Source organism: Hydrogenophaga sp. Root209 (genome assembly GCF_001428625.1).
Lineage (GTDB): Bacteria > Pseudomonadota > Gammaproteobacteria > Burkholderiales > Burkholderiaceae_C > Hydrogenophaga.
The window spans coordinates 188,507-195,544 of the sequence record NZ_LMIE01000022.1; the positions used below are offsets into that span (position 1 = coordinate 188,507).

Annotated in this window: 8 protein-coding genes; all 8 read right to left on the minus strand. The window is 63.1% G+C overall.

The annotated features are described in order from the left end of the window. Positions 1-25: 25 nt before the first annotated feature. The 8 genes from acpS to lepA are packed head-to-tail and all read right to left on the minus strand — an operon-like array spanning position 26 to position 6,970. A complete protein-coding gene (acpS, locus tag ASE11_RS12400; protein WP_056271517.1) occupies positions 26-418 on the minus strand; it encodes a holo-ACP synthase in 393 nt (130 codons plus the stop codon). Next, positions 415-1,179 carry a pyridoxine 5'-phosphate synthase gene (locus tag ASE11_RS12405; protein WP_056271520.1) on the minus strand — a complete coding sequence of 255 codons (765 nt, stop codon included), beginning with the start codon at positions 1,177-1,179 and terminating at the stop codon, positions 415-417. The genes acpS and ASE11_RS12405 overlap by 4 nt, the downstream gene beginning before the upstream one ends. Next, the gene (recO, locus tag ASE11_RS12410) at positions 1,176-1,991 is read right to left on the minus strand and encodes a DNA repair protein RecO (RefSeq protein WP_056271524.1); all 816 of its coding nucleotides are present in this window, start codon (positions 1,989-1,991) and stop codon (positions 1,176-1,178) included. Before recO ends, ASE11_RS12405 begins: the two co-directional genes overlap by 4 nt. 19 nt (positions 1,992-2,010) lie before the next feature. Continuing rightward, a complete protein-coding gene (gene era / locus ASE11_RS12415; protein ID WP_056271527.1) occupies positions 2,011-3,021 on the minus strand; it encodes a GTPase Era in 1,011 nt (336 codons plus the stop codon). A 4-nt stretch (positions 3,022-3,025) separates the two neighbouring features. Continuing rightward, positions 3,026-3,766, minus strand: a complete 741-nt coding sequence (rnc, locus tag ASE11_RS12420; RefSeq protein ID WP_056272210.1) for a ribonuclease III — start codon at positions 3,764-3,766, stop codon at positions 3,026-3,028. 43 nt (positions 3,767-3,809) lie between these two features. Beyond that, positions 3,810-4,157 (minus strand): DUF4845 domain-containing protein, encoded by a 348-nt coding sequence (locus ASE11_RS12425; RefSeq protein ID WP_056271532.1) that lies wholly within the window; start codon positions 4,155-4,157, stop codon positions 3,810-3,812. 27 nt (positions 4,158-4,184) lie between these two features. Beyond that, positions 4,185-5,162, minus strand: a complete 978-nt coding sequence (lepB, locus tag ASE11_RS12430) for a signal peptidase I (RefSeq protein WP_056271535.1) — start codon at positions 5,160-5,162, stop codon at positions 4,185-4,187. Continuing rightward, on the minus strand, positions 5,162-6,970 hold the full coding sequence (gene lepA, locus ASE11_RS12435) for a translation elongation factor 4 (RefSeq protein WP_056271538.1): 1,809 nt from the start codon (positions 6,968-6,970) through the stop codon (positions 5,162-5,164). The genes lepB and lepA overlap by 1 nt, the downstream gene beginning before the upstream one ends. Between the last annotated feature and the right edge of the window lie 68 nt (positions 6,971-7,038).

Consider the following 7,038-nt stretch of genomic DNA (forward strand, 5'->3'; position numbering starts at 1 on the left):
TACGGATCTCAAAGGTGGGTCGACGTCAGTCGCGTTCAACGACCACGAAGCTGGCCGCGTAGTCGGTCTCATCGGTCACGGTCACATGCGCGCGCAGGCCCTGGGCTTCGAACCAGGTCTTGAGTTCGCCGTGCAGCACGATGACCGGCTGGCCACTGGGCAGGTTGGTGATCTCGCAGTGCCGCCAGGTCATGGGCATGCGCATGCCGAGACCAATGGCCTTGGAGAAGGCTTCCTTGGCAGAAAACCGCGTGGCGAGAAAGCGCAAGCCGCGCTGGGGCCAGCGCGCGCTGCGCTTCTGCCAGACAGCGAACTCGGCATCGCTCAGCACCTTGCGCACGAAGCGCTCGCCCTGGCGCTCGAACGTCGCCTGGATGCGCCGAATGTCGCAGATGTCGGTGCCAACTCCGAAGATCATCCGGCCTCGGCGATGCAGCGGTTGTACTCAGCGATGGTGGTGCTGTAGCCCAGCTCCAGCGCATCGGCCATCAAGGCGTGCCCGATCGACACCTCGCTCACACCGGGCACGGTGCGCAGAAACGCGGTGAGGTTCTCGCGGTTGAGATCGTGGCCTGCGTTCACCCCCAACCCGGTATCCAGCGCGGCCTGAGCGGCGGCGCGAAAACGCTCGAGCTGCTCAGCCCGCTGCGGCGTGTGCCACGCGGCGGCATAGGGCTCGGTGTAAAGCTCCACACGATCGGCGCCCACGGCCTTCGCGCCGGCCATCTGGTGGGCATCCGCGTCCATGAACAGGCTCACCCGCACACCCAGCGCATGACACTCGGCGATCAACGGGCGCAAGTGATCGGCATCGGCGGGGAAACTCCAACCGTGATCGCTGGTGAACTGGCCCTCGCTGTCGGGCACGAACGTGACCTGATGGGGCCGCACTTCGCGCACAAAGCCCATGAGATTGTGAAACGGGTTGCCTTCGATGTTGTATTCCCGGTCCGGCCACGCCTTCATGAGCTCGGACAGGTCGTGCACGTCGTGCGCACGGATGTGGCGCTCGTCCGGGCGCGGATGCACGGTGATGCCGCGCGCGCCGGCCTGGAGGCACAGCGTGGCGGCACGGGTGATCGATGGAATGCCGAGGTGGCGGGTGTTGCGCACCAGGGCCACCTTGTTGAGGTTGACCGAGAGCGCGGTGCGCAGGTGTGGGGTAGTGGCCGCGTTCATGGGGAAGGCTCGGGGTTGGGGGTTGCCGCCTCACCCTGTGGGGGTGTCACGGTGGAACGGGGCCGCGTCATCGCTTGCACATCCAGCATGAGTTGCCGCGTCTTGAACACCCGCACGCCGCAATGGTAGTGCAGCAGGTGCCGCAGCTGCGGGCGCAGGGCTTGCAGCGCGCTGGCGCATGCACGAAGCGTGGAGATGAAAGGCGCAGGACCGTCCAAGGCGGCCTGCAGTCCGAGCCACTGTTCGCCGCTGAGCGAGTGTGCATCGTCATCATGCGCTGCGCGCAGGCCACTCTCGGGTGTGAGCACGTAGAGCACATCCGGGTCGAGAGGTGCCAGCGTGTTGGCCTCCTGCGCCAGGTCGGGCAGCAGCCCCGCATCGCGCAGCAACAGCAGCTCGAACGCCCGCAGGATCACCTGCTGCGCATCGCTCTTCTCGGCCAGCAGCTGCACAGCCAGGGCAAAGTGGTCAAACAGGCTGGCGTGGGGATCGTCGCGCGCCAGCAGGCGCATGAGCAGTTCGTTGAGGTAGCTGCCCGAGATCAGCGCCTCGCCGGTGGGCATCACATGCCCGCCCTGCCATTGCGCCGACTTGAGCGTGCGAACCTCGGCGTCCCCCGTCCACGACACCTGCAGGGGCTGCAAGGGCAGCAGCACAGGACGGAACTGGGAGGTGGGCCGCTTCACGCCCTTGGCCACCAACGCGATGCGTCCAAAGTGGCGGGTGAAAACTTCCAGCACCAGACTGGTTTCACTCCAGTCGTAGCGGTGCAACACGAAGGCGGGTTCTTCGGTGACGCGTTTCAGGGCCACGGGTCAGGCAGCCGGCGGCTCACTCGTAGCCGAAGGAGCGAACGCGGGCGTCATCGTCGGCCCAGCCCGAGCGCACCTTCACCCACAGCTCCAGGAACACCTTGCAGTCCCAGAGTTTTTCGAGCTCCTGGCGGGCCTCGGTGCCGATGCGCTTGAGCTTCTCGCCACCCTCGCCGATCACCATGCCCTTGTGGCCTTCACGCTCCACCACGATGGTGGCGGCGATGCGCTTGAGGGCGCCCTCTTCCTCGAACTTGTCGATGATCACAGTGGAGGTGTAAGGCAACTCGTCGCCGGTCAGGCGAAAGAGTTTCTCGCGCACCATCTCGCTGGCCATGAAGCGTTCGCTGCGATCGGTCAGGTCGTCCGGGTCGTGCATCCAGGGCTGCTGCGGCAGGAATTTCTCGCAAATGCCGAACAGGCGCTCGATGTCCTTGGCGGTCTTGGCCGACATGGGCACGAACTCGGTAAACGGGTGGCGCTCCTGCATGGAGCGCAGCCACGGTGCCAAGTCACCCCGGCGGTGCACCAGGTCGAATTTGTTGGCCAGCAGAATCACCGGCACATTGGCCGGCAGCAGCGACAGCACCTTGGCGTCGGCCAGATTGAAATGTCCAGCCTCCACCACGAAGAGGATCAGGTCCACATCGCTCACGGCGCCCATCACGGTCTTGTTCAGCGCGCGGTTCAGCGCGTTGCCGTGACGGGTCTGGAAACCGGGGGTGTCCACGAAGATGAACTGCGTGGGCCCCACGGTGCGCATGCCGGTGATGCGGTGGCGCGTGGTCTGCGCCTTGCGCGAGGTGATGCTGACTTTCTGACCCACCAAGGCATTGAGCAAAGTGGACTTGCCCACGTTGGGCTTGCCAACGATGGCCACGTAGCCGCAGCGCTGTTCGGCAGGATCGATCTCGGCCAACTCTTCGGCGGGCGCATCGGCTGGCATGGCAGCCGTTTCCTTGCTCAGCGCCTTGGCCAGCATGGCATCAAGGTCGGGATTGGACGGCGGATTCACAGGTGTGCGGGGCATGGCTTCAAGGTACCTTGGCGGAATGGGCGACATCGGTGGTCGCGGTGGGCGAGGCATGGGCCTGCTTGGGATCGGCGGTGAGGTGCTGCAGCATGGCCGCAGCGGCTGCCTGCTCACCAGCCCGCCGCGACGCCCCGATGCCGCGCTCGCTGCGGCCGATCTCGGTCACGGTGCACTCCACATCGAAGGTCTGTTTGTGCGCCTCGCCCAACGTAGCCACCACGCGGTAGACCGGCAGCTTCATTTTGCGCCCCTGCAGCCACTCCTGCAATTCGGTCTTGGGGTCCTTGCCCATGGCGCTCATCTGCGCGTTGAGCTCCAGACCGCTGTAGAGGCGATGCACCAAAGCGGCAGCCACTTCAAAGCCTGCGTCCAGGTACACCGCACCAATCACGGCTTCGAGTGCGTCGGCCAGGATGGAGGGGCGTTTCTGCCCACCCGAGCGCTTTTCGCCATCGCCCAGCCGAAGACCGGCCGACAAGTTCAGGCGCGACGCGATCTCGAACAGGGTGTCCTGCTTGACCAGATTCGCGCGAACGCGAGACAAATCGCCTTCGGGCAACTGGTTGAGCTTTTCGAACAGGAGCCCGGAGACGGCCAGGTTGAGTACGGAATCGCCCAGGAACTCCAGACGCTCGTTGTGGTCGGCGGTGAAACTGCGGTGAGTCAGCGCGCGCTCAAGCAAGCGTGGATTGGCAAAATTGTGTTGCAGGCGCCGTTGCAGCGCCGTGAGTTCCGGATTCAAGAATGCGGGCGCTCCATCGAGCGCTCCCTGCCCAGGCTGCATGTCACTTCGAGCGGCCTTCGTATTTCATGACGAGGTACGCTGGGCCGGTGAGGTGCACTTCGCGGGTGTAGGCGAAGGAAACCACCACGCGATCACCCTCCTTGCCCACCACCAGGTCCTTGCCCGAGATGGTCCGGATGTCGTCAATCTGTGCCGCCTTGTCGAAAGTGCTGCGCACTTCAGCCACCGTCGTACCCACAGCCGCCTTGTCCACCGCCTTCTGCACGGCGATGTATTCAATGTAGGTAGGCACCAGCTGTGCAAACACCACGCCGGCCAACGCCAGCAGAATGCCCACGACGATCAGGCCCATGAAAGTCAGGCCTTGTTGTTGTCGCTTCAGTTTCATGACGTCATGCTCCAAGGGTGATGGTTGTCATTCAAAGGACCCGATGCGCCCCAGGTCGCCAAAATTCATCCAGACGAAAAAGGCCTTGCCAACGATGTTGCGCTCGGGCACAAATCCCCAGTAGCGCGAGTCCAGCGAGTTGTCCCGATTGTCACCCATCATGAAATAGTGACCCGCCGGCACCTTGCAGGTCACGCCTTCGACGGTGTACTTGCAGCCATCGGCAAACGGGAATTCGGTTGCGCCCGGAATGAACGCAGGGCGGTCATCGTCGTTGAGGGTGTTGTACTTGCGCTTGTCGAGCGTTTCTGCGAACTGCTTGGAGTAGCGCATCGAATCACTGTCAAAGAAATCGGCCTGTGCCACGCGCGGCACGACTTTGCCATTGACGGTCAGTTGTTTGTTCAGGTAGGCCACCTCGTCGCCGGGCACGCCGATCACCCGCTTGATGTAGTCCAGGCTGGGTTGGGGTGGGTAGCGGAACACCATCACGTCGCCGCGCTGAGGCTCGTTGTTGGCGATCAGCTTGGTGTTGAATACCGGCAGGCGCACGCCGTAGTGGAATTTGTTCACCAGAATCAGATCGCCGACCCGCAAGGTGGGGATCATGGAGCCCGACGGAATCTTGAACGGCTCGAACAGGAACGAGCGCAACACGAACACCGCGAGGATCACCGGGAACAGCCCCGCGGTCCAGTCCAACCACCAAGGTTGAGCGAGCAGCTTCTGCCGCGCGGGCTCCACGTCGCCCTCTATCTGGCTGAAACCCTGCTTGATCAAGGCTTCCTTGCGCGTGTTGTGCTCCAACAGCAGTTGTTCCACCGCACGCCGGCGCTGCGGCAGGAATACGGCCTTCTCTGCCAACCAGTACACACCCGTGACGACAGTGGCCAGCATCAGCAAGAGGGCGAAGTTGCCTTCCACCACGCCCGTGTACCATGCGCCTGTGTAGGCCGCAAAGGCCACCAGGATTACCGCAGTGACCGTTCCCATGAGCGCCTGCATCAGTCCTGCACCTGCAATATGGCGAGGAACGCCTCCTGGGGAACTTCCACCGAGCCGATCTGTTTCATGCGCTTCTTGCCTGCTTTCTGTTTTTCGAGAAGTTTGCGTTTGCGGGAGATGTCACCGCCGTAGCATTTTGCCAGCACGTTCTTGCGCAGCGCCTTGATGGTTTCCCGCGCGATCACGTTGCCGCCAATGGCCGCCTGAATCGCCACATCGAACATCTGCCGGCTGATGATCTCGCGCATCTTGGCCACCACCGCACGGCCGCGGTACTGCGACTGCGAGCGGTGCACGATGATGGACAACGCGTCGACCTTCTCGCCATTGAGCAGGATATCGACCTTGACCACGTCGGCAGCCCGGTACTCCTTGAACTCGTAGTCCATGGACGCGTAACCGCGGCTCACCGACTTGAGCTTGTCGAAGAAGTCCAGCACGATCTCGCCCAGCGGCATGTCGTAGGTCAGCATGACCTGCTTGCCGTGGTAGGCCATGTTGAGTTGCAGGCCACGCTTCTGGTTGGCCAGCGTCATGACCGCGCCCACGTATTCCTGCGGCATGTACAGATGCACCGTGACGATGGGCTCGCGGATCTCTTCCAGTCGACCTTGGTCGGGCATCTTGGACGGGTTCTCCACCATCATCACCTCGCCGTCGGGCTTGACCACCTGATACACCACGCTCGGCGCGGTCGTGATGAGGTCCTGGTCGAACTCGCGCTCCAGCCGTTCCTGCACGATCTCCATGTGCAGCAGGCCCAGGAAGCCGCATCGAAAGCCAAAGCCCAGCGCCTGCGACACTTCGGGTTCGTACTGCAGGGAAGCGTCGTTGAGCTTGAGTTTTTCCAACGCGTCTCGCAACGAGTCGTACTGGTTGGCTTCGGTCGGGTACAGGCCGGCGAACACCTGGGGCTGCACTTCCTTGAAACCGGGCAAGGCCTCCGTGGCCGGGCCCGCGTTGTTGGGCAGCTTCTTCTCCAGCGTGATGGTGTCGCCCACCTTGGCCGCCTGCAGCTCCTTGATGCCCGCAATGATGTAGCCCACCTCACCGGCCTGCAGCGACTCGCGGGGCTCGTTGCCCGGGGTGAACACGCCCATGCTGTCGGCGTTGTAGACCGTGTTGGTCGCCATCATCTTGAAACGCTCACCCTTGAGCAGGTGGCCGTCGACCACGCGCACCAGCATCACCACACCCACGTAGGCGTCGTACCAGCTGTCCACGATCATGGCGCGCAGCGGTGCATCCGGGTCGCCCTTGGGGGGGGGAATGCGCGCGACCACAGCCTCCAGGATGTCTTCGACGCCCATGCCGGTCTTGGCCGAGCAAGGGATGGCGTCGGTGGCGTCAATGCCGATCACATCCTCGATCTCGCTCTTCGCATTGTCGGGATCGGCGTTGGGCAGATCCATCTTGTTGAGCACTGGCACCACCTCCACACCCAGTTCGAGCGCGGTGTAGCAGTTGGCCACGGTCTGGGCTTCTACGCCCTGGCTGGCGTCCACCACCAGAAGCGCGCCTTCGCACGCCGACAGCGAGCGCGACACCTCGTAAGAGAAGTCAACGTGGCCGGGAGTGTCGATCAGATTCAGGTTGTAGATCTGCCCGTCACGCGCCTTGTACTTGAGTGCTGCAGTCTGCGCTTTGATGGTGATGCCGCGCTCCTTCTCGATGTCCATCGAGTCGAGCACCTGCTCGCTCATCTCGCGATCGGACAAGCCTCCACAGAGGGAAATGATGCGATCGGCGAGCGTGGACTTGCCATGGTCGATGTGCGCGATGATCGAAAAATTGCGGATGTGATTCATCAGAAGAGCGGCTCAAACACTGGGGGAAAACCGCGGTTCCGAGCAGGAACGAGCGGCCATAAAAAAGG